Source organism: bacterium, from assembly GCA_004322275.1.
Classification (GTDB): domain Bacteria; phylum Desulfobacterota; class Deferrisomatia; order Deferrisomatales; family BM512; genus SCTA01.
The window spans coordinates 25,795-50,366 of record SCTA01000009.1 but is presented as its reverse complement, the minus strand read 5'-3'; the positions used below and the strand labels follow the sequence as shown (position 1 = coordinate 50,366).

17 protein-coding genes and 1 pseudogene are annotated in these 24,572 nt (G+C 57.2%); 11 read left to right on the top strand and 7 right to left on the bottom strand.

Annotated elements, in window-relative coordinates:
* Positions 1–310 precede the first annotated feature (310 nt).
* Together EPN96_03290 and EPN96_03285 are read right to left on the bottom strand one after the other, a co-directional pair.
* On the bottom strand, positions 311–1,081 hold the full coding sequence (locus tag EPN96_03290; protein TAL18057.1) for an inositol monophosphatase: 771 nt from the start codon (positions 1,079–1,081) through the stop codon (positions 311–313).
* Entirely contained in the window at positions 1,063–2,847 is a 1,785-nt protein-coding gene (locus EPN96_03285) for a TIGR04190 family B12-binding domain/radical SAM domain protein (protein TAL18056.1), read from the bottom strand. The genes EPN96_03290 and EPN96_03285 overlap by 19 nt, the downstream gene beginning before the upstream one ends.
* A 613-nt stretch (positions 2,848–3,460) precedes the next feature.
* On the opposite strand from EPN96_03285, the pseudogene EPN96_03280 reads away from it, so the two are divergent.
* From EPN96_03280 to EPN96_03270, 3 genes and pseudogenes are all read left to right on the top strand, one after another.
* A pseudogene (locus tag EPN96_03280) lies at positions 3,461–3,544 on the top strand (excalibur domain-containing protein).
* A gap of 11 nt (positions 3,545–3,555) precedes the next feature.
* A complete protein-coding gene (gene moaC / locus EPN96_03275) occupies positions 3,556–4,038 on the top strand; it encodes a cyclic pyranopterin monophosphate synthase MoaC (protein TAL18055.1) in 483 nt (160 codons plus the stop codon).
* 578 nt (positions 4,039–4,616) lie between these two features.
* Entirely contained in the window at positions 4,617–5,330 is a 714-nt protein-coding gene (locus EPN96_03270; protein TAL18054.1) for a hypothetical protein, read from the top strand.
* A gap of 444 nt (positions 5,331–5,774) precedes the next feature.
* Here the strand turns inward: EPN96_03270 and EPN96_03265 are convergent, their stop codons facing one another.
* Entirely contained in the window at positions 5,775–6,629 is an 855-nt protein-coding gene (locus tag EPN96_03265) for a hypothetical protein (protein ID TAL18053.1), read from the bottom strand.
* A gap of 101 nt (positions 6,630–6,730) precedes the next feature.
* On the opposite strand from EPN96_03265, the gene dksA reads away from it, so the two are divergent.
* From dksA to topA, 5 genes are all read left to right on the top strand, one after another.
* Entirely contained in the window at positions 6,731–7,090 is a 360-nt protein-coding gene (dksA, locus tag EPN96_03260) for an RNA polymerase-binding protein DksA (GenBank protein TAL18052.1), read from the top strand.
* Positions 7,080–7,763, top strand: a complete 684-nt coding sequence (locus EPN96_03255; protein TAL18051.1) for a hypothetical protein — start codon at positions 7,080–7,082, stop codon at positions 7,761–7,763. The genes dksA and EPN96_03255 overlap by 11 nt, the downstream gene beginning before the upstream one ends.
* 10 nt (positions 7,764–7,773) lie before the next feature.
* Positions 7,774–10,188, top strand: a complete 2,415-nt coding sequence (priA, locus tag EPN96_03250; protein ID TAL18050.1) for a primosomal protein N' — start codon at positions 7,774–7,776, stop codon at positions 10,186–10,188.
* A 102-nt stretch (positions 10,189–10,290) separates the two neighbouring features.
* Complete coding sequence (gene dprA / locus EPN96_03245; GenBank protein ID TAL18049.1) at positions 10,291–11,391, top strand: DNA-protecting protein DprA; 1,101 nt, start codon at positions 10,291–10,293, stop codon at positions 11,389–11,391.
* Positions 11,392–11,406: 15 nt separating this feature from the next.
* Entirely contained in the window at positions 11,407–13,668 is a 2,262-nt protein-coding gene (gene topA / locus EPN96_03240) for a type I DNA topoisomerase (GenBank protein ID TAL18048.1), read from the top strand.
* 119 nt (positions 13,669–13,787) lie between these two features.
* Here the strand turns inward: topA and EPN96_03235 are convergent, their stop codons facing one another.
* Positions 13,788–14,951 carry a hypothetical protein gene (locus EPN96_03235; protein ID TAL18047.1) on the bottom strand — a complete coding sequence of 388 codons (1,164 nt, stop codon included), beginning with the start codon at positions 14,949–14,951 and terminating at the stop codon, positions 13,788–13,790.
* Between the two features lie 66 nt (positions 14,952–15,017).
* Between EPN96_03235 and pyk the strand changes: the two genes are divergently transcribed.
* The 3 genes from pyk (at position 15,018) to EPN96_03220 (ending at position 19,877) form a co-directional block, all read left to right on the top strand.
* Positions 15,018–16,550 (top strand): pyruvate kinase, encoded by a 1,533-nt coding sequence (gene pyk / locus EPN96_03230; GenBank protein ID TAL18046.1) that lies wholly within the window; start codon positions 15,018–15,020, stop codon positions 16,548–16,550.
* A gap of 951 nt (positions 16,551–17,501) precedes the next feature.
* Positions 17,502–19,274, top strand: a complete 1,773-nt coding sequence (locus EPN96_03225; protein ID TAL18045.1) for a toll/interleukin-1 receptor domain-containing protein — start codon at positions 17,502–17,504, stop codon at positions 19,272–19,274.
* Between the two features lie 21 nt (positions 19,275–19,295).
* A complete protein-coding gene (locus tag EPN96_03220) occupies positions 19,296–19,877 on the top strand; it encodes a hypothetical protein (protein ID TAL18044.1) in 582 nt (193 codons plus the stop codon).
* A gap of 159 nt (positions 19,878–20,036) precedes the next feature.
* Here the strand turns inward: EPN96_03220 and EPN96_03215 are convergent, their stop codons facing one another.
* The 3 genes from EPN96_03215 to lptF form a co-directional block, all read right to left on the bottom strand.
* Complete coding sequence (locus tag EPN96_03215; GenBank protein TAL18043.1) at positions 20,037–21,935, bottom strand: propionyl-CoA synthetase; 1,899 nt, start codon at positions 21,933–21,935, stop codon at positions 20,037–20,039.
* 306 nt (positions 21,936–22,241) lie between these two features.
* Positions 22,242–23,321 carry an LPS export ABC transporter permease LptG gene (gene lptG / locus EPN96_03210; protein TAL18042.1) on the bottom strand — a complete coding sequence of 360 codons (1,080 nt, stop codon included), beginning with the start codon at positions 23,319–23,321 and terminating at the stop codon, positions 22,242–22,244.
* Positions 23,318–24,553 carry an LPS export ABC transporter permease LptF gene (gene lptF / locus EPN96_03205; GenBank protein ID TAL18041.1) on the bottom strand — a complete coding sequence of 412 codons (1,236 nt, stop codon included), beginning with the start codon at positions 24,551–24,553 and terminating at the stop codon, positions 23,318–23,320. The genes lptG and lptF overlap by 4 nt, the downstream gene beginning before the upstream one ends.
* Positions 24,554–24,572 lie beyond the last annotated feature (19 nt).

Here is a 24,572-nt window from a genome sequence, read left to right as displayed (position 1 = left end):
CGCGCTTTAAAAAGCGCGACCACTTCGTTCCGGCTGGGCCGTACGGGGCACCCACTACGCTTCGCTCCGTTAAGACCCCGCGCCGGCCCGACGCCTCCACTCGTTGCGCCGCGTACGGGCCCCGAGGGGACGAAAGGAAGGCTCGCCGATAAGCGGAAGTATTTTTAGCTTATCGGCTCGAAGGTATCTTTTTTACAACTATACCACCTGAAGTCTCGTAGGATGCGTTAGCATAGCGTAACGCATCGATTGAAAGAAGGGGGGGGGATAACTCAATACGTGGCGTATTGGGGCAGCAACTTAATTGTTTTTAGAAGTGCCTCGCAAGTATCTTCAGCAGCTCTTCATGGATGAGGCCGTTTGAGGCGACGATGTCGCCGCTCATGTGGTCGTACTTTTCGCCGTGAAAGCCGGTGACCTTCCCGCCCGCCTCTTCGACCAGAAGTTTCCCCGCCGCTACGTCCCAGGGCTTTAAATTCACCTCCCAGAAGCCGTCGAGCCTCCCGGCCGCGACGTAGGCGAGGTCTATGGCGGCGGAGCCTAGCCTGCGAAGGCCCCTGGTGGATTTGTGGACGGCGGCGAAGGCCCCGAAGATGTCCTTGGGGTTGGTGCGGTTGTCGTAGGGGAAGCCGGTGGCGAGGAGGGAGTCTTCCATGACGGCGGTTTTAGTCACCGACATTTTGCACCCGCCGAGGCAGGCACCCTTTCCCTTCTCGGCGGTGAAGAGTTCGTCGCGTAGCGGGTCGTAGATGACGCCGACGGTTATCTCGCCCTCTTCTTCAAGGGCCAGAGAGACGCAGAAGATGGGAATGCCGTGGGCGAAGTTGGTGGTTCCGTCGATCGGGTCCACAATCCATTGGGAGGAAACTTTCCTCCCGCCCTTCATCCCTTCCTCCTCGCCGAGAACCGGCACGGAGGGAGTGGCTTTCAGGAGTATCTCGCGGACCCTTTCCTCGCAGGCTATGTCCACGTCGGTGACGAGGTCCACGATCCCCTTCTTGCGTATCTCCTTCTTTCCGCCGAAACGCTCCCTCTGAATCTTTCCGGCGGCCAGCGCGGCGGTTACTGCGATTTCCAGCATTCCCTGTCCATCTTCTTCGCGCGCGGGGGATTGAAAATCCTGTTCAGGAAGGCCGATATGACCACGGGGGCGACCTTGTGGTACTGGAGGAGCAAAAGCCCGGTGGGCCAGTCCAGCTCCTTCTTGTCGCAGAGGGTGGATTCGTCCACGTCGCGGATCTTCGGCCTTACGAGCGCCAGCGCTCTCTCCCTCTCGACCGGGTCGGCGATGGCGAGGGCCTTGTCGATCTCGTGCATCAGGGCGACCGCCCTCTGGTTTCTCTCCTTTACGACCTTCGCGTCGCTCTCGGAGAGGTAGCCGAGCCTGGCCTTGACCTCGTTGAGCTTCATCCCCGCTTCGTAGGTGGTGTAGACGATCTCGTCCCTCGTCATCCACTCGGTCTCGTAGTTGAGGAAGTATTTCCAGCTCGGCATATCGAGCGCCGCGCGCAGTTCGCTCAGCTTCGTGTAGAAGAGCTTGTAGCCGTACCTGTCCGGATGCTGCCAGACCGCGCTGCCGGGATCCACGAAGGGGGCCAGGGGGCTGATGAAGGGGCGGAGCATCCTGCGGCTGCCGAAGCGCTTCATCAGCGTTTCGCAGTAATCGACGGTCTCCAGCACGTTTTTGCTTGTCTGCTTGGGAAGGCCGGTCATGAAGAAGATGTCGAAGCGCCTGCAACCGAATTCCTCGGCGTCGGCGATGAACTCCTCCAGAGACTTGTTGTCGAAGGGGCGGCCGAAGGCGTAGCGCACCTCCTCGTCGTGGCTCTCCGGGGATATCTCTATGTTGAACTTGGGCATCGCGTCGGCCATAGCCGCAACGACCTTTCGCGGCACGGGAGCGAAAAACTCTATGGCGACCTCGTTGCGTATCTTGAGGCGCTTAATCTCGGCGAAGAGTTCCAGCGCGTACTCCTCGCCGAGCTGCATCACGTCTCCTATGATGAAGATGGGGGCGTTGATGAAGGTCTCCGCCACCTTCATGTCCCTTGCCACCAGTTTGGGCGGCTTGAAGGCCGGGGTGGGGCGCTTCATCGTCTCGGAGAAGTAGTGGGTGCCGCCTCCGCAGGTCTTACAGTTGTGTATGCACCCCCGGCAGGTGAAGACGGCGGTTATCGGATACTTCTTCCAGGTCTGGAAGGGCTGGTAGCCGGTGATGTCCAGATGCCTTATCGACTGGCGGATGGCGTGCTCGTAATTGGTGAAGACCTCGCTCAGGTCGGAGGGGCGGTAGTTGAGGGGATTGACCACCGGCTCGCCGTCCTTGCCTCTCCAGGTAAGGTTGTCGATGGAGGAAAAATCCTCTCTGCCGCAGGCGACGGCCTCCATGAAATCGACCATCGGCTTTTCGGTGGAATCGCCGCGCATGACGAAATCGACCGCCGGGTACTCCCGGATGAGTTCCTCGTGGAAGAAGGAGGCCGAAAAACCTCCCATCATCACCGGGGTCTTGGGGTGAAGCTTCTTGAGAAGCTCGGAAACCGCGAGAGCGCCGTTGACGTGGGGGAGCCAGTGCAGGGTGACGCCGAACATCCTCGTATCGAGGGATTTCAGAAATTTCTCGGGGTCGAAATTCGGGTCGTCCAGCATCTTCATCGCGAGATTGACTATGCGCACCTCGAAACCCGCCCTCGTGAGATGCTCAGAGATCGAGATAAGCCCTATCGGGTACATCTCAAAGTAGGGACTCGGCGGTATGACGTCGGAGATGGGGCCGTGGACGGCGGGTTTTTTGCGAAAATCGAAGACGCTGGGGGCGTGAACCAGGACAAGGTCATAGCGCGGCATATGGGGTACCCATCCTTATGAAGAAATGCAAAATAATTAAAATTGAAGCCAGAGAGATATATCAGAAACATCGCGATTCGTAAACGGAAAGGGTGCAGGATTCACACCTCCTTACCCTCTTGCCAAGTGATTGTGAAACCCGTATCATTATTTGGCCGGATCGGTGCGGATCCGTCATATACGATTTTTATGCCGGAGGGTTTTCCTTATGATTCGTTTTTTTAAAAACATCGCATTTCTGGCGATAATTCTGAGCTTTCTGTTTCCGGCTTTTTCCTTTGCCGCAAAGGAATACAAAGAGACCACGCAGTCGGATCTCACCCGCGACATGGAACTCTATCTGGAAAAAAGCGTCTTCGTTGACGGCACCTTCCTCTTTACCGGAAGCGATTTTTGCTACCAGATACAAAAGACGAAGATAAACACCCGCGAATATTTCTGTTTCGCCCTCGGCCCCGTAAACCTCATCCGTTTTTACCTGAAGAAAAATCACCTTCAGGTTCCCGAACTGATGGGGATGAAGAAGGGCTCGACGATACGCGCCTACGGCACCTTCGACGCCATCGGAAGGGATTACAAATACATAGTGGTCGATCACTTTGAAATCATCGACCCCGCCAATCCCCCCAAGGTCCCGGCTCCCGCTCCCGCAGTCGCGCCAGCCGCTCCCGCCCCGGCTCCGGCAACCCCCGCGCCACAGAAGACAAAATGAGAGAAGACGGCCTCACCCACTTCGACAAGTCGGGTGCGGCGCAGATGGTGGACGTAAGCAAGAAGGAGATCACCGAGAGGGTAGCGGTAGCGGGCGCGTCCATAACAATGCTGCCCGAGACCTTCAAACTCATAGTCGCGCGCAAGATGAAAAAGGGCGACGTGCTCGAAGTCGCCCGCCTGGCCGGAATAATGGCCGCCAAGCGCACCGGCGACCTGATCCCCCTCTGCCATCCCCTCAATCTCGATTCCGTAAACGTCGATTTCTCCCTCGAAGAAAAAGCGAGCAAAATCCATATCGAAGCACGGGTGAAGGTCACCGCCCGCACCGGCGTCGAGATGGAAGCCCTCACCGCCGCCAGCGTCGCCGCCCTTACCATCTATGACATGTGCAAGGCGGTTGACAGGGGGATGGAGATAGGGGAGGTAAGGCTGCTCATGAAGGAGGGAGGGAGAAGCGGAAGGTTTGAAAGGAAGTAGGATTTTTTGTTTTTGTTGTGATTAAAGGCCGCTTCCCGGATGGATGCGGCCTTTTTCAGTTGTGCAGTACTGGTTAACAGCTTTGCAGGTCGCGATTGAGCGAAGCGAAAATCCGACAAAACGACAATTATTTTGATACATATGTAGGATGGGCTTTAGCCCATCGGTCTATGGTTGCGAGGCTCTGCCTCGCGCTCCTGGCCACCTTTTGAGTGAGCAAAAGGTGGCCCAAAACTCAGCCCGGACTCGTCGCTCGCGCTTCAAGAAGCGCGACCACTTCGTTCCGGCTGGGCCGTACGGGGCACCCGCTCGCTAAAGCTCGCTAAGACCCCGCGCCGGCCCGACGCCTCCACTCGTTGCGCCGCGTACGGGCCCGAAGGGGAACGAAAAGAGGCTCGAACAAAAGCGAAATCGTTTTGAGCTTTTGTTCTCGAAGGTAGTTTGCTGGTTGCCGGGAGAGCCACGATACAAACCCTTGGCGCGGAACCCGCCTGACGGATGCCAGTTCTAGGAAAAGCCTTCGACATTGACGGGAGTGGGTACTAGAGTTAGGCGAAACCGTTGACGCGGAGGAGAATATGAAGCGCTGGATGATGTTTTTACTTACGATGCTGTTTTTTGCGGGGTGCGGGAAGGACTATCCGGCAAGTCTGGATGGTTTCTGGATCAAGGTTTCGCCGATGGTAACAGGACCGTACACAGTGGATGTGGATGTAACGACCAACTTACCCGGTGAGCCGGTGCTAAGCCTGGGCCTCGATCTCGCAGATGGGCCGCTCGGGATAGCACCGGGAGGAGGGAAAGTCTTTGTCTCCGATGGCAAAGGCCGCGGAACGCTCGACAGTTCCCCATCGGTCACTCCGTTAAATGAAAAAATCCCCTCGGGCAAATACAAAGTAACCGCAACTTATTATCCTAATTGGGAGGAGAATGTAAAAATTACAGGCAAAGAAGTTGCCGAAAAGTCTATTAACGCGGTGCTTACGGGCAAGTCTATTGATGTTGAAGGCTCGGGAACTGTGTTTCTAAAGGGCTCAGGAGAAAAGCTGGAAGATGCAAAAAGGCGGTGGAGCGGCCGCCAATGGGTTGAAGATAAAGTAAAATTTGCGGATTATCCGTGGGAGCCGGACTTATGGAAAAGTAAATTCGGCGAGTGGGAGTTATTAAAGACTGAAAACGGCAATCCCAACATAATAAAAATGTACTATTTCAAGGTCGTAGACATTACGCTAATGGTTAACGTCTTAAAGAATGAGATTGCTACTTACAGGATGGGGCGCTCTAACAAATAAAAAGCCCCGGTTTATGGTCGGGGCTTTAGGGCTTTTTGGTGGGCCGAGCCCACCCATCTACTGTAGACAATCTACCTTCGAGCCCAAAAACATTTCATGATCTCGTTTTTGGACGAGCCATCTTTTCGTCCTCCCCGTGGCCCGCAGGTGACGCAGGGAGCGGAGGCGGAAAGGGCGGCGGGGGGGGTCTTAGTGAGCGCAGCGAACGGGTGCCCCCTCACGCCCCCGCCGCAGCGACCGGTCGCTCAAAGAGCGAGCGGAACCTTCCGGGCCGATTTCTTGGGTACTTCTTTCTAAAAGAAGTACCAAGGGGAGCGGGGCGAAGTCCCGCAAGTGTAAACGTGCGAAGCACACATATAAAGAGCAATGGCAAAAACAAAAAAGGCCGCTCTCCCATAATGGATGCGGCCTTTATTTCGTTTCAGGAAGAGCCGCTTTGACTGGCTATAGGGCCGCCTGTACGCTGAAGGCGTGGATGGCGGCGGAGCGGGTGGCGTCATCCTCGGGGATCATGACGGCGTAGCCGAAGACCAGCCCTTCTTCGTTTTTCCAGCCGATGCCGGTGGAGTAGGAGCGGTTTTCCCCCAGACCCTCGTACATGTAGCCGAGCCGGAAGGCGAAGCCGGAGCCCCTGGGCGACCATTCGAGTCCGATGTGGAGGTCCTGCCCCTCTTCTACGTCCCTTTCGAGATGGCGGACGAAATCGGCGGAGAAGAGCCAGACGGAGGAGAGGTTGAAGGAGAGGCCGAGGGCGGCGCGGGGGTCGAGGAAGTCGAGCTTGCTGGCGAAGAGATCCTGCCCGGTCACGGCGATGCGAAGGCCGCCGGGACGCTCGGCCAGCACGCCAAGATCGCCCACCACTGCGGATTCCCAGCTTTCGCCGCCGGAGTTTCTGCCGTGTATGTAGCGCAGGGTGCCGCCGAAGTAGGTCGTCTGCCCGCCCGCTATCGAGAGCGAGAGGTCTTCGAGCTGAAAGTCGCTGACCCTGCGTGAATACTGAATAGCCCCAGCGAAATTCGAGGTCTGGTTGTCCACGATGGTGACCTGCAGCGCGTCAAAGCCGCCTTCCTCGCGGTTTTGCCCTTCGTAACTGAGGCCGCCGAAAAACCCCCGTATCGGGCCGAGGGCGGCCGGATTTATCCTCGCCGCCATGACGGAGGCGGGGACTGCGCGTATCGCGCCGCCCAGCGCCAGCGCCCGCGCGTTGAAAAGCTCGGGGTGGATTTCCGCCGCCAGCGACAGGGCGGGGAAGAGGAGCGCAAGGGCTGCCGATAAAAAAAGTTTGCGATGATTCGCCATGTTGCTATAATCCCGTATTCTTTTAGAGGGGCTCATGGATAATACACCTTTGGCGGCCCCCGTGCCAATAGCAGTAATAACCGGTAAGTGCGAGTGGAGTCATGCAAAAGAAGCAATTGGAAGAGTTCCGGGAGATCCTCAACGCCAGACTGGCGGAACTTCTGGACGAGGCGCAGACAACCGTCACCGACCTCATAGAGGGCGACGAGAATTTTCCCGATCCCACGGACAGGGCCACGGCCGAGTCCGACCGCAATTTTCTGCTGCGCATCAGGGACCGCGAGAGAAGGCTCATCGTGAAGATTCGCGAGGCTCTCGCCCGCATCGACGACGGCTCCTTCGGCTATTGCGAGCACTGCGGGGAGCAGATCGGCGTGAAGAGGCTTCGCGCCCGCCCCGTCACCACCCTTTGCATCGATTGCAAAACCGAAATGGAGAGCATCGAAAAGAGTGGCAGCTGAGAGCGGTCATTTAAAATCCTCAGGGGGCGCGGAACCTTCGCCCCCCCGGCCATATAAAGAGAAGCGTCGCTTTACCCTCGTAGCGGCGCTGATTTTTTTCACGGTATTTCTCACGGCTTTCGTTCCCTACACCTTTGAAGTCTTTGAAAAGGCCCGCAAGGCCCTTCCTTCCGGCCCCGCCCGTTTCCGCGTTCTCTTCGACTCCAAACCCGGAATCCTTGAAATCTCGACCCCCGGTTCCCACTACTTCCTGCCCGAGCGGGGAGACCCCTTGAAAGACCCCGGCATCGGCGGGGGAGGGGGGCTTCAGGCGCTTTGGCGCGCCCTCGACTTTTTTTCCAGGACCTCCGCTGAGACGCTGGAGGAAAACGCGGCGAACGCGGGTGTGGACCTTAGCCGCCGTGGGCTGGCGAGGCTCGACCGGGCTGGGGACAAGGTGGCCGTCGTGATAGGCGCAAGGGGCGAGGGTGAGCCCGGCCTGTCGCAGCTCTGGTTCGACAGGGACTTCTGGCGCCTTCGCAAGGTCGTCATGGGCGACGGGTCGAGCGCCGAGGTAAAGGGCTATTCCGAAAACGGCTGGCCGAAAACGATCTCCACCCCGGCGGGCGATCTGGAAATACTCGGACCTCCCGAAAAAGCCAACTCCTCCGGCAGGGGAAAATCACGTCCCTGAGGAGATCTTCATGGAACTCTACGCCCGCGTCGCCGTCGAACTCCCCCTTCGCGAAACTTACCACTACCTTATACCGGACGACCTCCTTACCCTCGCGGCGGTCGGCGCGCGTGTGGCGGTCGATTTCGGCGCGCGACGGGTTCAGGGATTTATAGTCGCCCTCGACACGGCCTCCCCCGTCGAAAAAAAGCGCCTGAAACCCCTCCGCGAAATTCTCGACCCCGTCCCTCCGCTGACTCCCGGACTCGTGACCCTCGCCGAATGGGTGTCCTCCTACTATCACCATCCCCTCGGAGAGACCCTCGCGACCTTTCTGCCCCCCGCCGCCAGAGCCGAGACGAGGCCCTCCTATATAGCCTCCGGCGAGGGCGAGGGAGAGGGCGAACTCTCAGAGAGCGGGAAAGCTCTCCTCGGAAAGATAGCCCAAAAGGAGGGGGGAGTACCCCTTCCCGCCTGGAACGCGCAGAGAAAACCCTTCGAGGAACTCCTGAAAAAGGGGTACCTGAAGAGGGTATGGAAGGTGACCGCCCCTGCCGCTCCGAAGGGGGCGCGCTGGTGCCTGCTCTCACCGGGAGCGCCGGACCCGGCAAGTCTCGATGCCCGGAGCGGACGCCTCGCGGCGCTTTTGGACCTCCTGCGGGAAGGCCCCCTCACGGCTGAGGCGGTGCGCGGAGCCTCTATTCCTCCGGGGACGGTGGAACGCGCCGTCAAAAAGGGGTGGGTTTCCCTCCTCGATTCTCCGCCCCTCGCCGAGGAGGCGCACACCCTTGGCTACGGCGGTGAGTCGGCTTTCGAGCCTACCCCCGAGCAGGCCGAGGCGCTCTTGGCCATAGGCGAAGCGCTGGAAAAGGGTGAATATAAAAATTTTCTCCTCTGGGGCATAACGGGAAGCGGAAAGACCGAGGTTTACATAAGGGCCGTGGAAGCCGCGCTGGCCGCGGGGAAGAGCGCGCTGGTGCTGGTGCCGGAGATAGCGCTCACCCCGCAGCTTCTCGGCCGCTTCGCGTCGCGCCTCGGTGACAGGATGGCCCTTTTGCACAGCGGCCTCGGCGAGCGCGAGCGGGGCCTCCAGTGGAAGGCGGTAAGGTCCGGTGCGGCGAAAGTGGTGGTCGGCACGCGCTCGGCGGTCTTCGCCCCCCTCGAAAACCTCGGCCTCATCGTGGTGGACGAAGAGCACGACCCCAGCTACAAGCAGGCGGAAGGGCTTCGCTACAACGCCAAGCACGTTGCGATGGTCCGGGCGAGGGAGGCTGGCGCGGTCGTCCTCCTCGGCTCGGCGACCCCCGACCTTGAAACCTGGCTCGCCGCCCAAGAGGGGCGCTGCCAACCGCTCAGACTGCCGCTCCGGGCCTCGGGCGCGCAGCTTCCTTCGGTCGAACTGGTGGACATAAGGGACGAGGAAAAGCGTCTTGGCAGGAGGGTGCTGGTTTCGGAAAGACTAAAAAACGCGGTCGCGGAGGCTATAGGGCGGGGGGAACAGGCGCTTATCTTCCTCAACCGCAGAGGGTTTTCCTCCTCCCTCTTCTGCCCCGAGTGCGAGGAAGCGGTAAGGTGCAAAAAGTGCTCGGTTCCCATGACCCTTCACCGTAGAGGGAAAACAGGGGCGCTGGTCTGCCACTACTGCGGCAAGACTGCGAGGCCGCCCTCGGTCTGCCCCCATTGCGAGATGTCCGAACTGGTCGCCCTCGGGGCGGGAACGCAGAAGATCGAAGAGGAGATAGCGCTACTTTGGCCGCAGGCGAGGGCACTTCGTCTCGACAGGGATTCGGCGGGCGACAGGGGGGGGCTCGATATACTGCGGAGCTTCATGCGCAGGGAGGCCGACATCCTCGTCGGGACGCAGATGGTGGTCAAGGGCCACCACTTCCCCGGCCTTACCGTTGTCGGGGTCCTCAGCGCCGACGACGCCCTCCACTTCGCCGATTTCCGCGCGGGGGAGCGGACCTTCCAGACCCTCACACAGGTGGCGGGGAGGGCCGGGCGCGACTCCAGGAAGGGGAGCGTCTACATACAGACCCGCAATCCCCATCATCCGGTTCTTCAGGCGGTAAAGAGCGGCGATTACGAAGATTTCGCCTCGGCGGAGCTGGAGATGAGAAAGCTGGCGGGGTTTTCTCCGTACCGCAGGCTCGCGCTGGTGCGGGTGACCGGCCCCGGCGAGAGCGAAACCTTCGCGGCGGCGAAACTTATCGCCGGCTGGCTCGGACGCCACAACACCCGGAGCGGGGTGGACATCCTCGGCCCCGCTCCCGCGCCGGTGGCGATGGTGAGGGGGAGATGGCGCTTCAACATACTCCTGCGCTCTCCCGGCAGGGAGACAGGGGGGCTACAGTCCCTCGTGCGGGCGCTGCTCGGCGACCCGGCGGGAAAACCCGGCGGAGATATTTCCGTTCAGGTGGATATTGATCCTCTGCGCATGGCCTGAAAATTCCATTAAAAAAACCTTCCCTCATTCTTGCATTTTGCATGCGCATGGTAATATGTTATCCCGCCGGTACCGTGGATCGCGGCGGTGAAAGGGGGGAAGATGGACGTTGAGGGCATAATCGAAACCGTGGCCCTTCGGTTCGTCGAGGGGCTTGGCGACAGGAACTTCCGGCTTCTGCTGGACCGCTTCGGCTCGCCGGGCGCTGTGCTTCGCGCCTCGTGGGAAGAAATGCAAAGCACCGGAATCGACCCTCGGATTCCGAAGTTCACCCTGGGCGCGGCCGAGCTGGATTTCGCCGAAAAGCTGGTAACCAGAGTCCGCGAGGCCGGGTACTGGATAGTGCGCTACGGCGGGCCGGGATACCCCGAAAAACTGGGGGAAATTTACGATCCCCCCGCAGTTCTGTACGGGGCTGGTATATTTCCCGAAGACGAGTTCGCCATCGGCGTGGTGGGAAGCCGCAGGGCGACCCCCCACGGACTCTCGGTGGCGAGAAAGCTCGGAGAAGAGCTCGGCCGGGCCGGGGTTACGGTTGTGAGCGGCATGGCCGAGGGGATAGACACCGCCGCCCATCTGGGAGCTCTGGAAGGCGGCGGCAAGACGATTGCTGTTTTCGGCTCCGGAATTGACGTGTACTATCCTTCTTTCAACGCCGGGCTCGCCGAGAGGATTTTTTCCGGGGGCGGCGCGACGATAAGCGAACACCCTCTCGGAGGCGCGCCCGAGGCCAGAAACTTTCCCCGGCGCAACAGGATAATAAGCGGCCTTTGCCAGGGAGTCGTGGTCGTAGAGGCGGCAAAGAGGAGCGGCTCTCTGGTCACCGCGCGGCTCGCGCTGGAGCAGGGCAGGGAGGTTTTCGCCGTTCCCGGTCTCGCCGGGTCCGAATCGGCGAGGGGCGCGAACGACCTTCTCAGAAACGGCGCGAGGCTGGTTGAGAGCGCGAAGGATATCTTCGACGAATTCGGCCTCTGCGTAGCCACCTCCAAAGAAAGAAGGAAAGTCTCCGCCCGTTTTCCCGAAAAGGGAACGAGCGCCGGGAAGATTTACTCCGCCCTGGAAGACGCCCCGGTGGATATCGACACAATAGCCAAAAGAGCCGGGGAATCGCCCGGTGCGACCGCCTCCGCGCTGATGGAATTACTACTTGACGGGCTCGTACGGGAATGGCCCGGAAAACGGTTCAGCCGTTCTGTGAATTAAAGGAATTTTTAAATAATGGGAAAATCTCTTCTAATAGTGGAAAGCCCGGCGAAAGCGCGAACGATAAAGCGCTATCTGGGAAAGAGTTTTGACGTCGAAGCCTCGGTCGGCCACGTAAAGGACCTGCCGAAATCGACGCTCGGAGTGGACATAGAGCACGGCTTCCAGCCCCAGTACGGCGTCATACGCGGCAAGGGGAAGGTAATAGCCACCCTGAAGAAGGCCGCCTCCGAAGCCGACGTAATCTATCTCGCGCCTGACCCCGACCGCGAGGGCGAGGCTATAGCCTGGCACATCTTCGAGGAGATAGCCCCCAAGGAGGGCGGCGCGCCCGTCTACCGGGTGATGATCCACGAGATAACCAAAAAAGGCGTGGAGGAAGCCCTCTCCCACCCCCTGAAGCTTAACGAGGATCGCTACAACGCCCAGCAGGCGCGAAGGATACTCGACAGGCTGGTCGGCTACCAGATAAGCCCGATACTCTGGAGGAAGGTCAAGCGCGGCCTCTCCGCGGGCAGGGTGCAGTCGGTGGCTCTTCGCCTCATCGTCGAGCGCGAGGCCGAGATAAAGGCCTTCGTGCCCGAAGAGTACTGGAACCTGAGGGCCCTTCTCGACGGCGGGATGCCGCCGCAGTTCACGGCGCGGCTCACGAAAATCGACTCCAAAAAGGCGAAAATTGCCGGGGCCGAGGACGCCCGCATCGCCAAAGAGGAGATCGAGAAGCAGAAATTCATCCTCTCCTCGATCGAGAAAAAGAGCCAGAAGCGCAACCCCTCGCCGCCTTTCATCACCTCTACCATACAGCGCGAAGCGTCGCTCAAGCTTCGCTTCTCGACGAAAAAGACGATGATGATCGCCCAGCGCCTTTATGAGGGCGTGGACGTGGAAGGGCAGCCGGTCGGCCTAATCACCTACATGCGTACCGATTCTACCCGCATTTCCAACGACGCGGTAGCCGACTGCCGCGACTATATCAAGTCCGCCTACGGGGAGGCTAACCTGCCCGAAAAACCCCTTGTCTACCAGATACGGAAGGGCGCGCAGGACGCCCACGAGGCGATACGCCCGACCTCGATGAACTACCCGCCGGAGACGGTCAAGCAGTTCCTCGACAAGGACCAGTACCTCCTCTACAAGCTCATCTGGGACCGCTTCGTATCCTGCCAGATGAAGCCCGCCCTCTACGACCGCACCGTCTTCGACATAACGGCCGGGCGTTACGAGCTTCGCGCCACCGGCTCGATCCTTCGCTTCAAGGGGTTTATGTCCCTCTACGTCGAGGGGCTGGAGGGCGGTGCAGAGGAGGACGAATCCGACGAGGGAAGGGTCCTTCCCGACCTCAGGGAAGGGCAGGAACTCCGGCTCGAAAAGGCCGAGACAACGCAGCACTTCACTCAGCCTCCTCCGCGCTTCTCGGAATCCTCGCTGGTCAAGGAGCTTGAGGAGAAGGGTATAGGACGTCCCTCGACCTACGCGGCCATTCTCTCCACCATCCGCGACAAGGGGTACGTGGAGTTTGAGGAAAGGCGCTTTTACCCGACCGATCTGGGGGTGATCGTCTGCGAGCTTCTGGTCGCCAGCTTCCCCAAGGTCTTCGACGCGGGGTTCACCGCCTCGATGGAAGAGGACCTCGACAACGTAGAGGCGGGAAAGCGCGACTGGCGCGAGCTTCTGAAGGATTTCTACGGCCCCTTCAGCAAGTCACTGGCGATAGCCGAAGAGGGGATGGAGAACGTCCGCGCCCGCGCGGAGGTTACCGACATCGCTTGCGACCGCTGCCAGAACCCGATGGTGATAAAGTGGGGCAAGAACGGCTTTTTCCTCGCCTGCTCTAACTACCCCGCCTGCAAGAACGCGAAGGGTTTCACCAGAAAGCCCGACGGCACGATAGAGATCAGCGAGGGCGAAAACCTCGGTGAGCCCTGCCCCGAATGCGGCTCAAACCTCCTGATACGCCAGGGAAGGCGGGGTCGCTTCATCGCCTGCACCAATTATCCCACCTGCCGCTACACCCGTCCTGTGGGCACCGGAGTGCCCTGCCCCGGCGAGGAGGGCGCGGTGTGCGAAGGCGAGCTGGTCGAAAAACAGTCGAAAACCGGGCGAGTCTTTTACGCCTGCAACAAGTGGCCGGGGTGCAAGTACGCCCTCTGGGACCGCCCCATCTCCCGCGAGTGTCCCGACTGCCGGAGCCCCTTCCTCGTCGAAAAGGTCACCCAGCGAGGAACTATGATTCGCTGCCCGAAGAAGGGGTGCGGATATAAGGAAAACCAGGAATAAGACGGCCTCCTCTTTCGGCGAACGGCTGCACCGTTTTTATAAACGGACGCTTCGCAGTTTTAACCAAATAAGAAGGGCGCCCCTTCCGGGACGCCCTTCTTGCATTCGCGGTGAAGATACTAAAGGCCCGTAAGCCCACCGATGCCGCCATTGGCAAGGGTTCCCAGCAGAAGGAAGAGTTCCTCCATCTCCGGGGATTGAGTGGTGGGCATCTGGAGCTCGTCGAGGGTGGACTCGAAGGGCGGAGTGCAGAGGCTGGAGTCGCCGCCGATCGGCAGGACCGATACGTTGACGCCGTCGCTAAGTTCAAGGTAGGTCTGGTTTATCGCGTTATCCCAGCACTCGTACGCATAGCCGCTTCCGACCGCGTCGCCGCCGGTCACCGTCACTTCCGCCCTGCCGTCGGCCTGATTGAGAAAGGCCATGCGGACGTTAAGGGTTTCAAGGGCTGACGTATCGGTAATGATGTCGCCGGCGGTGACGAAGTTGAAGAAAGTGAGGTTCGTTTCGCCGATGAGGTTTCCGTATAGATAATCCACGTCCAGAGGCGCGTCGGCGCTCCCCGCGTCCTTGAAGCCGCGGAAAGCCGACATCACGTATTCCAGCTTTGTGCCGGGGTCGATCGGGTCGGTGAAGCTCCCGTAAGCCGCGACGAAGACGCCCTGGCCGAAGGGGCCGGTCTCACCCAGCGCCGCGCTGGCGGCTGCGTCCGCGTTCAGGTCCATCATGGCGAAGCCGGAGTACCCTTCCGGGGTGTCGGGCTCCGAGAAACCGGCGAGAACCGGGTAGGCGTCGGCGGGCTGTTCCCCGGCGGCTATAGCGGCCGCCAGATCGAAACCGTCCGGCACGCGGAACAATATCCATACGTAAGAGTCGGGCTCCTCGGCGGTGACTTTATCCTGCTTTTCAACCATGAGGACAATTTCGCCGTTGCCCCCGTCGTAGTCGAAGGGTCCCCAGAAAACCTGTCCGTTTTCACGGTCGAAGTAGGTATAGGGGGAATCCACGACATTCTGGAGGGCGGTTACGATAATCTCCACCACCCCGTTTACCGCGACAGCAACCGGCACGGCGACGGCGGGAAAGGTTGCGTCCTGGCCGATTATCGGCGCAGCCCTCCCGTTGGTTCCCGGAATGAGGAGCTTCGAGAGCTGCATCGAGTCGGGAACGGCTTCCTTGTACTCGGCGACCTCCTCGGCGTCGCCTCCGCCGGAGCTTCCGCCGCCGGAGCATCCGGCCAACGCCAGGGTCAACATCAGAAAAAATCCTAGAAGCCTTTTCATATGGCGCTCCTTTCGGTTAAGGGCTGAATGGGACTGCCTGTACGAAACATTCTATAACTCTATTTCATTCTAAAAAAAGCCCTCCTTTTGATTTTTTGCTCCCAAGCGCGGCTTTTTGCTTTCGCGCGGCGAATTAGAGACTATTATTTTTTTCGCCGGTTTCGTATTTCACTCTTTCGGAGGTTTGTCATTTTGAGAAGAGCCAGGATTGCCTGCACCATAGGCCCAGCGTGCAGGGACGGGGGCGTAATAGAGAAAATGGCCCTGGCGGGGATGGACGTGGCGCGAATAAACATGAGCCACGGGAGCCACGAATCCCATGCGGAGGCGATAGCCGAAATCCGGAGCGTCTCCGCCCGCATAGGCAGGGAGATTGCGGTTCTCCTCGATCTTTCAGGCCCAAAGATACGCCTCGGCGAGTTCCCCGAGCCAGTCCTTCTCCACTCAGGCGACGAGATTACCCTTACAACCGAAGAGGTAAAGGGGGAAAGGGGTGTTTTGCCCGTGCGTTACCCCCTCCTCACGAAAGAACTCCGGGAGGGCGACAGCCTAAGCCTCATAGACGGCCTCATACAGCTCAAGGTTCTTGCCGTAGGCGTCATGGAACTTCGCGCGCTGGTGCTCCACGGAGGGACGGTCTCCAGCTTCAAGGGAGTGAATCTGCCCACCGGCGGCGAAGGGTTTCCCGCGCTGACGAAAAAGGATATCGCCGATCTGCGCTTCGGCCTTCGTGAAGGGGTCGACTGGGTCAGCATGAGCTTTGTGCGCGCCGCCGAAGACGCCGGCGAAGCCAGAAAGATAATGGCCGAACAAAAGAGTCAGGCGCGCCTCATGGCCAAGATTGAAAAGCGCCAGGCCCTCAGGAATCTCGACGCGATAATTGAAAAATTCGACGGGATAATGGTGGCCCGCGGGGATTTGGGGGTAGAGGTTCCCCTTGAGGAACTGCCCGGCCATCAGAAGAGGATAATAAAGAAGGCCAACCTCGCGGCGAAGCCGGTGGTGACCGCGACCCAGATGCTTCTTTCGATGGTCGCGAACCCGACCCCCACGAGGGCGGAGGTTACCGACGTGGCAAACGCCATCGCCGACGGAACCGACGCGGTGATGCTCTCGGAGGAGACCGCCGTGGGAAAAGACCCGGTAAAGGCCGTAGAGGTGATGGCGGCGATAGCCGACAAGGCCGAGGAACTGAAAGAATTTGGCGGACAAAAGCCGATCTACGCGGGGGTCAGCGCCAAACCGGCGGAGGCGATAGCCCGCGCCTCCTTCGCCGTCGCCGTCGAGACGGGTGCGAAAATAATCATAACCCCGACAACCAGCGGCTCCACGGCGAGGCTGATTTCCGCCAGCCGTCCCTCCCAGCCCATACTCGCCCTCAGCACCCTTCCCCAGACGGTGCGCGCCCTCGCGCTCTCCTGGGGGGTGACGCCGATGCTCACTCCCGAGCCCGAAGACACCGACGCCCTCTTGGAGCAGTGCCGCGCCAAGGCCCTCGAAAGCGGCCTCGCCGCTCCCGGCGACCTGGCAATAGTCACCGCGGGCCTTCCCCTCAACGAAGCCGGTACGACCAATCTGCTGAAGATTATACGACTCTAGGCATGTTTTATGCGCGCTATCGAACGGGCAGAAATCTTTCGTTACCCAGGCGGTCAGGCGCTTTTCAGGGGGTTGCTGCGCGTTGCTGACTCGCGGCCTTCGCTTTGTTGATGCTGTAGCCGCGTAGGGTGGGCTCGGCCCACCAGTTTACACTTTGCGAGGCTCTGCCTCGCGCTCCTTGTCACTTCTTTTATAAAGAAGTGACCAAGAAATCGGCCCGGACTCGTCGCTCGCGCCTTTGGCGCGACCACTTCGTTCCGGCTGGGCCGTACGGGGCACCCGCTCGCTAAAGCTCGCTAAGACCCCGCGCCGGCCCGACGCCTCCACTCGTTGCGCCGCGTACGGGCCCCGAAAGGGGAACGAAAAGAAGGCTCGCAAATGAGCAAGATTTTACTGGCTCATTTGCTCGAAGGTAATTTGTTTACAACTATTCAAAACATACGTGTAGATAATCTACCTTCGAGGCCAAAAACATTTCATGATCCCGCTTTTGGACGAGCCATCCTTTCGTCCTCCCTCGTGGCCCGTAGGTGAAGCAGGGAGCGGAGGCGGAAAGGGCGGCGGGGGGGTCTTAGTGAGCGAAGCGAACGGGTGCCCCCTCACGCCCCCGCCGCAGCGACCGGTCGCTCGAAGAGCGAGCGGCTCCTTCCGGGCCGATTTTTTGGGTACTTTTTTCTAAAAAAAGTACCAAGGGTGCAGGGCGAAGCCCGGCGAGCTGTAAAAAGGCGGGCTATGCTCGCCTTACACAATCACCCCTCGTCACGGCGTAGCGGAACACCCTTTCAATCCAGATAAAAAAGTCGCATAATGGCCGCAAAATAAATTACGTACAGATTTGGTCATCTTTTTGGCGCGCCACGGTGTCGCAGGTACAAAAGGCCAAGCGATGGTGGGCCGAGCCCACCCTATGCGGCTTGTTGACGGGTGTCCACATAAGAAACAATTAATGAAATGTCGGCTTTCGTGCCTCAAGCCGACCTACACGGCTACACGGCTCATGCAATGGAGACCAACATGAAAGATATTTTTGTCTCTCACGCGCATAAGGATAAACATCTTATCGAACCATTGCTTTCAGCTCTTGAGCGGAACGGTATTACATATTGGTATGATAATTTAGAATTAGTGCCAGGCGATTCTTTTTCGACAAAAATTAATTATGGTCTAAAAAGCTGCAAAATAATTTTACTATGTTTATCTGAGAACTTTGTGAACGGTAATTTTGCTCAAAATGAATTAAATGCCGCATTTGCATTGGCAAAACTACAGAATAACAGTTCTCTTCTTGTTCCTTTAATAATAGGGGACTATAGTAAGGTGCTACTGGAGTACCCGGTACAACTTGCAAATATACTATATTTGAGTTATGACTCTGGCTTTGACTCAATAGTCAGAGAATTAAAGAAAGTATTGTCAAGCGTAAGTGATGTTAGCAAGGAATATTGGTTTGATGAAGGTAGAAAAGCTTTTGAAATGCATCATTACGATAAGGCAACCATTTATTTTGCTAAATCAATTGATATAGAGCCAATGTTTCTCCCGGCTTTAGTTTGCTATGTAAAATTACTTTTAATTGGAAACGAATACGATGTGATTAGACAAATGTTTGAGGAAAGGGATGATAAGTGGGATGCAATTAACGATGTTGGAGTTGATATAAAAATATTAGATTGTGTACAAGATAGCCTGTCAATGCATGTGGATAAATACAATGAGCTAAGCTACAAGTTTAAAAATTCGTTATTAGATTTTATGTTTATCGAAAGAAACAGAGAAAACTCGTGGAAATATCTTTTGAGATTTTTTGGTAATAGTGAATTTTCGGTATTTTCGGAATCAATAATTGGTGCAGTTGTGTCAATTGGAAAAGAAAAAGCAACCGAACCTTTGATAGAAATGGCAAATAAGCCACTTGAGTCTCAATGTAAGAAATTGCTCGCAACTGCCTATTTTATACTTGCCAGTAAATTACCGATGCAAAAACGCAAGATTCTGCGGAGCGTTAATATTTTAATGAAGGACGAAGATGAAGCAGTTAGAATTGCTGCCATGACGCCTTATTATTATTTTGCAGATGATGGAAATATGACAATATTCAAGTGTCTTAATAGCAAAATGCCTGAGATTAGATATACTGCTTTTGTTTTATTGCTTAATAAATATCGACAAAAAGTTGGCGACAATTGGCTGCCTGGGGAAAAGATAGATGGTGAACCTGATTCAAAACTTACAACAGATGTGATAGCTCATTTGTATGCCGATCCTTCAGAGGCAATTCGCCAAGAGGTAAGACAGTCAATTAAAAAGGGGTGGCTTCCAAAACAATTTCTAAAATTGCAGATGGCTTCAGAAGAAGAACTTGAGACAGAGGAAGAAGATAGGATCGACGAACTTTTTGAAGATTTAACTCTTGAAAATGTTGAAATATTAAAGATAATTGCAAAAAATAGTGTATTCACTTCATCAAGGCAAAAAGCTGTTGAAGGATTAGTTAAATTTGAAGGTAGCTTAGATGATGAATGGTTGATATCGCTATTAGAAGAGGAAGAAGCATTGCAAGTCAGGAATGAAATAAAGACATTATTAATTACAAAATTGAGCAACGATAGATGTGATTACATTGCACTTCTTTTGGAAAAAGAAATAATAAACAACAATATAAAGAAGGAAGAAGACATTATAGCTACAGCCTTCGAGCGTATTGCAATTTCTAACTCAAAATAAATTACACGAACTATCAAATTATTGGCAGATAATGATTGTTTTGAGGTGATGGTAGACAAAATAAAATTTCTATCAGACTATAACGATAACGCCATATCAGTAATACTTGGTTGGGCATTTGCAAACAAAAAAACAACTATTGATATTCTGCTTATATCGGGCAAACTTGGAATATACTTGGAACAAATTAAGGCAGAGTACGAAAATTGCAATGACCTATCTACTTGCATCGCAGCAATAAGGGCATTGGCTCACAACTCTTTGTTAGATAATCCTGAAAAAATACTACGTACCAAGATTGATACATTTATTAACAATATATCCGCCAACCCCAAAAGTGACGAACTTTGGGCTACTTTGTTGGCGATTGATGGAATACTTGAGCTTGAGGGCAAAAATAAAGCGTTACAATTGCTAAAAATATTTTACACAAAAATAAATACAAATTGGGTTTTTTTGTTGCGTGAAACTTGGGAGCGAATGAAAATTCTCGGGCACATTGATGAAGGTTCAAGATTTATAAATAGTAACCCTATAACACCATTCCATTGGTACAACAAAACAGAACCGGTATATGGAATTTATGACAATACTATTATTTAATATGATTTAATACATTTATTTTTCAAAAGCCGAGCCAAGTAGCTTTGGTATCACTTCACTCCACCCAACCTGTTTTTAAAGCAAAATAAGGGCGACTCCTTTCGGAGCCGCCCTCTTTATTTCTATGAATTCCCGCGTTCGCGGGAATGACGCCTAACCTTACTGCTTTTTCGCGTACCCGATGTGCTGCAATGCTTCTTCGATCTCGCCGAGTATGGCGGGATCGTCGATGGTGGAGGGGATGGAGTATTCTTTGCCGTCGGCGATCTTTCTCATGGTGCCGCGCAGTATCTTGCCGGAGCGGGTCTTGGGGAGCCTTTTGATGAGGCTGGCCTGCTTGAAGCACGCTATCGCGCCGATTCTCTCGCGGATCATCTTGACGAGCTCGGGGACGATCTCTTCTTCTGTGCGGGTGACGCCCGCCTTGAGGACGAAGAGGCCGACGGGGACCTGGCCCTTGAGGTTGTCGTCGGCTCCGAAGACGGCGCACTCGGCTACGTCGGGGTGGGTGGCGATTATCTCTTCCATCGCGCCGGTGGAGAGGCGGTGGCCCGCTACGTTGATTACGTCGTCTACGCGGCCCATGATGTAGAGGTAGCCGTCGGCGTCTTTGTAGCCGCCGTCGCCGGTGAAGTAGTAGCCGGGGAAGGGATCCATGTAGGATTCCTTGAAGCGCTTGTCGTTGTTCCACAGGGTGGGCAGACAGGCGGGGGGCAGCGGGGTTCTGATGACGACGACGCCCTCTTCGTTGGGGCCAAGCTCTTTGCCTGATTCGTTGACGATCTTTACGTCGAAGCCGGGGACCGCCTTGGTGGGCGAGCCCGCCTTGACGGGAAGCTGCTCTACGCCCATGCAGTTGGCGGCTATGGCCCAGCCGGTCTCTGTCTGCCACCAGTGGTCGATTACGGGGCGCTTGAGAAGGTTGGCGGCCCAGTGGTAGGTGTCGGGGTCGAGGCGCTCTCCCGCGAGGAAGAGGTATTCAAACCTGGAGAGGTCGTACTTCTGTATGTACGAGCCGGTGGGGTCTTCTTTCTTGATGGCGCGAAAGGCGGTGGGCGCGGTGAAGAGCGCCTTTACGCCGTATTCGGAGATCACGCGCCAGAAAGCGCCGGGGTCGGGGGTGCCGATAGGCTTGCCTTCAAAGACAACGGTGGTCGCGCCGATGAGGAGCGGGGCGTAGACGATGTAGGAGTGGCCGACGACCCAGCCCACGTCGGAGGCGGCCCAGAATACGTCGCCGGGGTTTATGTTGTAGATGATCTTCATCGACTGGTAGAGCGCGACGGCGTGGCCGCCGTTGTCGCGGACGATGCCCTTGGGGATGCCGGTGGTGCCGGAGGTGTAGAGGATGTAGAGGGGGTCGGTGGCCTTGACCGTCACGCAGCCCGCGGGCCTGGCGGTGGCCATGATCTCGTTCCAGTCGTGATCCCTTCCGGCTACCATCGAAGCCTTCACCATCGGCCTCTGGAGGATGATGGTGTTCGCGGGCTTGTGGTCGGCCAGCTCGATGGCCTTGTCAAGCAGCGGCTTGTACTCGATTACCTTCTTGCCTTCGATGCCGCAGGAGCTACTGATGATCAGCTTGGGCATGGCGTCGTTGATGCGGATGGCAAGCTCGTTGGGGGCGAAGCCGCCGAAGACGACGGAGTGGATGACGCCGAGGCGGGCGCAGGCCAGCATCGACATTACCGCTTCGGGGACCATCGGCATGTAGATGATGGCGGTGTCGCCCTTCTTCAGGCCGAGGGAGGCGATGCACCCGGCGATCTTCGCCACTTCGTCGCGAAGCTCTTTGTAGGTGTATTTCTTTTTAACTTCCGTGACGGGGCTGTCGAAGATGAGGGCGGTCTGGTCGCCGCGCCCGCCGTCGGCGTGGCGGTCGAGGGCGTTGTAGCAGGTGTTGAGCTCGCCGCCGGTGAACCAGTGGTAGAAGGGCGGGGTGGCGTCGTCGAGGACCTTGTCCCACTTCTTCTCCCAGGTGATGTTCTGGGCGGCTTCGCCCCAGAAGCCTTCCTTGTCGGTCAGACTCCGGCTGAAAACTTCATCGTATCGTCCCATCTAAATCTCCTGCTTTCGGTTATGATTTTTAAAAAAAGACGTATGAAATAAACAAACGCTGTTTAACTTTATCAGCCCCAAAGTTGATTGTCAACGCACAGCCCCCCCTTCGGGGCCTTATTTTTTAGTTTCTCTTTAATTTTTTTACGTGTCCTAAAGGCATTTTGGCCGCTCGGCTAATTTCTGAAAGGGCCGGAACCGGGAGAATCGCGCCGAAAGGTGCCAGCCGCGTGCAGGATACCAGCGTCTCTCCGGGAAATTTGTCGGCTGTTTCTCAGGGCGGTACGGTGTTTGCGGATGGGTCGATCAGGCCGATTCGGACCTGACAAGGAGGCGGGCGCAGAGGAGGGCGAAGACCAGATTGCCCAGCCACGCGGCGAGCATTGGGGGGATGTTTCCGGTCCTGCCGAAGGAGATGCCGAACATCTGAATGAGGTAAAAGCAAAGGCCGATGCCGATCCCCTTGGCTATCCCTCCCCAGAGCCCGGCGCGCTTCGAGACCCTCGCGGCGAAGGGGACCGCGACAAGCGCCATTATCAGGCTGGCGAAGGGGAAGCTGGTCTTGGACCAGTAATCCACCAGAAGGTCGTTCACGCTCAGTCCCTGGGCCCTTTGAGATTCAATGGATTTCCCCAGATCGGCCATGGACAGCTCGGCGGGCAGGTCGCGGGAGACGTATATCTCCTCGGGCATGGGGGCGACGGGGTAGTCCAGCGAAGGAAGCTGCTCGCTCTTCCACCCCTGCCCGGCGTCGATGGCCTTGACCGAGATGTCGGACATGGTCCACTTCTCGCCCGTCCAGGAAGCGCCTTTCGCGTTCATCTGCCGGGCGACCTTGCCCTTTTCAAGCTCGAAGACCTGCAGCCCCTTCATCTCCCTGCGGTCCGGCGAGATGAACTGCGCGTGTACGATGGCGTCTCCCATGCGCAGCCAGACATCGGTAGAGCGGGCGATGTTTTTCGCCGTCATCCCCTTTATCTTTATGTTTTTTATTTCCCGGGAATAGCTGTAGGCGGCCGGGACGACCCGCTCCTGAAGAACGAAGCAAAACACGCTGAGGGAAAGGCCGCAGAGCATGATAGGCCAGGCCAGCCTGCGTATCGGAATGCCGGAGGCGCGAAGGGCGGTTATCTCGCCGTCTTTGGCCATTATCGAAAGGGTCGCCATCGTTCCGATGAGGCAGGAAATCGGGATTACCTGCACCGCCATCCAGGGGATCTGCGAGGCTATCATCCTGACCGAATCGCTCAGGGAGGCGTCGTAGCGAAGGAGGGTGCGGAGGCTCTCGAAGACGGTGATGAGGAGAAAAAGGCCGAGGAGCGCAGCCGCCGCGAGGGCGAAATTACGGAAGAAGGAGGCGGCGAGATAGCGGTTTAATATCTTCATTTCGCGGACTTCCCGGCGAGGGAGGAAAGAGCGGAGTGAATCTTTTCAACGGCTGCTCCCATCGCCCTTTCAAAGGGCAGGGGCTTTTCGCGGTTTTTTCGGAGAAAGGCGTAAAGCGCCAGCGCACCCATGACGAAATTCGGCAGCCACATCGCCAGCCACGGGTCCATGCGCTTGTTCTTCCCCATAGTGAGGCCGAAGGTGTGGAGGGAGTAGTAGACGAAGACCAGCATCAGGCAGAGGACCACGCCGCGCGATTTTCCCGAGCGGTCGTGGTGGAGCCCCAGGGAGGCGCCGAGGAGCCCGAGCACGATGCAGGAGAAGGGAAGGGCTATCCTCTTCTGTAATTCAAGCCGCGAGTCGTTCTCCGAGCCGGTAAGATACCCCTGGCTGAAGAGGGTGGAGGTGGGCAGCTCCTCCTCCTTGAGGGACTGGGGCGCGGGAGAGGGGACCGGAATCGTAATCCTGGATTCGGCGGCGCGGGTGCGCTGAAGGTTTCCCCCCTTCGTGACCTGCTGTATCTCGACTTCCCGGAGATCCAGAGCGAGCCCCGTTCCTACCGACCTGATTATCCCGCTCTCCGCGGTTATCACCGCGTTTTCGAGGGGCTTTTGGGTGGAGTAGAGAAAAATCCCCTTAAGAGCGCCCTCTTTGGAGCCCTTTCCGGCGGCGTAAAGGGTGATGCCGTCGGAGAGCTGGGAGAAGGTTCCCGCCTCCGCCGAGAGGTTTATGCGGTTCATCAGGGTGTCGTAAAGGGCCTGCCGCAGGCGGCGCTCCGAAGTGGGCTGAACCCAGAGCGAGGTGAAAGCGGCGAGGACGAAGACCGCGAGGGAAAAGAGGAACACCGGCTTCATGTTTTTGGAAAGGCCGATGCCGACGGAGCGCATGGCCGTGATTTCCGAATCGGAACTGAGCCTACCCATCGCCAGCAGCACCGACAAAAGGAGGCTTATCGGCAGCAGGAGGGGAAGGAGGGTGGGAAACATCAGGGCCAGAAGCTCCAGCACCGAGGAGACAGGGAGCCCTTTGGTCGCCACCAGGTCGAAAAGCTTCGCCAGCCTCTGCAGCAGGAGGACGAAGGAAAAAACCGCCAGCGAAAGTCCGAAGGTCGGCAGAAATTCCGTTATGAGGTAGCGGTCGAGTTTCTTTAACATCTCTGTAGAATACAGCTTCTGAAACAAAATCGAAACGAGGTTGTTGCGGCTCATCCTTGCGTGCGGTTTTTTAAACAACCTCACTCTTGGCAGCGAG

Bases quoted from the DNA above. Each gene is read 5' to 3' on its own strand.
- EPN96_03290 (TAL18057.1), bottom strand. From the start codon at position 1,081: ATGCTGGAAATCGCAGTAACCGCCGCGCTGGCCGCCGGAAAGATTCAG.
- EPN96_03285 (TAL18056.1), bottom strand. From the start codon at position 2,847: ATGCCGCGCTATGACCTTGTCCTGGTTCACGCCCCCAGCGTCTTCGAT.
- moaC (TAL18055.1), top strand. From the start codon at position 3,556: ATGAGAGAAGACGGCCTCACCCACTTCGACAAGTCGGGTGCGGCGCAG.
- EPN96_03270 (TAL18054.1), top strand. From the start codon at position 4,617: ATGAAGCGCTGGATGATGTTTTTACTTACGATGCTGTTTTTTGCGGGG.
- EPN96_03265 (TAL18053.1), bottom strand. From the start codon at position 6,629: ATGGCGAATCATCGCAAACTTTTTTTATCGGCAGCCCTTGCGCTCCTC.
- dksA (TAL18052.1), top strand. From the start codon at position 6,731: ATGCAAAAGAAGCAATTGGAAGAGTTCCGGGAGATCCTCAACGCCAGA.
- priA (TAL18050.1), top strand. From the start codon at position 7,774: ATGGAACTCTACGCCCGCGTCGCCGTCGAACTCCCCCTTCGCGAAACT.
- dprA (TAL18049.1), top strand. From the start codon at position 10,291: ATGGACGTTGAGGGCATAATCGAAACCGTGGCCCTTCGGTTCGTCGAG.
- topA (TAL18048.1), top strand. From the start codon at position 11,407: ATGGGAAAATCTCTTCTAATAGTGGAAAGCCCGGCGAAAGCGCGAACG.
- EPN96_03235 (TAL18047.1), bottom strand. From the start codon at position 14,951: ATGAAAAGGCTTCTAGGATTTTTTCTGATGTTGACCCTGGCGTTGGCC.
- EPN96_03225 (TAL18045.1), top strand. From the start codon at position 17,502: ATGTCGGCTTTCGTGCCTCAAGCCGACCTACACGGCTACACGGCTCAT.
- EPN96_03215 (TAL18043.1), bottom strand. From the start codon at position 21,935: ATGGGACGATACGATGAAGTTTTCAGCCGGAGTCTGACCGACAAGGAA.
- lptG (TAL18042.1), bottom strand. From the start codon at position 23,321: ATGAAGATATTAAACCGCTATCTCGCCGCCTCCTTCTTCCGTAATTTC.